The following is a 719-nucleotide window of genomic DNA, read 5'->3' as shown; positions in this document are numbered from 1 at the left end:
GACTCTCCCAGCCAGCTCTGCTCCAGCACCAGGGTGCCAGCCGCAGTCGCCGTTACCGCTGTACCGTTCACGGTATACGTGCCATTCGCAATCAGACCACTCAATTGCTCGGCTGTGTAGTCAATCACCGCTGCCGGGGTAGTCTCTGCCGTTGGCACATACGCATTCACCGTTACACTATGCGTTTCCGATACAAACGACGACGACGTCAATTTCACACGGACCTCGTACGTACCCGGAGCCAGTCCCGTCACCGTTGTACCGGTCACATCTGTCCACGTTCCTGCTATTCCTTGTTTATACTCCATCGCATTAGTCACATTAATCAATGTACCGTTGTTCGCATCTATCGCCATTTCATCCGTTGCCGTCACACCTGTTGGTGTCGCTGGACGGGATGGAATGGTCAGCACCTGCGCCGCACTGTCTACCGTTGTTGAAGCATTCCCCTGCTTCACAATACTCAGGGACTCTCCCAGCCAGCTCTGCTCCAGCACCAGGGTGCCAGCCGCAGTCGCCGTTACCGCTGTACCGTTCACGGTATACGTGCCATTCGCAATCAGACCACTCAATTGCTCGGCTGCGTAGTCAATCACCGCTGCCGGGGTAGTCTCTGCCGCTGGCACATACGTATTCACCGTTACACTATGCGTTTCCGATACAAACGACGACGCCGTCAATTTCACACGGACCTCGTACGTACCCGGAGCCAGTCCCGT

General features: G+C 55.9%; 1 pseudogene. It reads right to left on the bottom strand.

Annotated elements, in window-relative coordinates:
• Positions 1–719, bottom strand: a pseudogene (locus tag C162_RS36505) (hypothetical protein); the annotation flags it as partial.

The organism is Paenibacillus sp. FSL R7-269 (assembly GCF_000517865.1).
Classification (GTDB): Bacteria; Bacillota; Bacilli; order Paenibacillales; family Paenibacillaceae; genus Paenibacillus_AQ.
The sequence above is the reverse complement of the archived record's forward strand: the minus strand, read 5'-3'. Positions and strand labels throughout refer to the sequence as shown.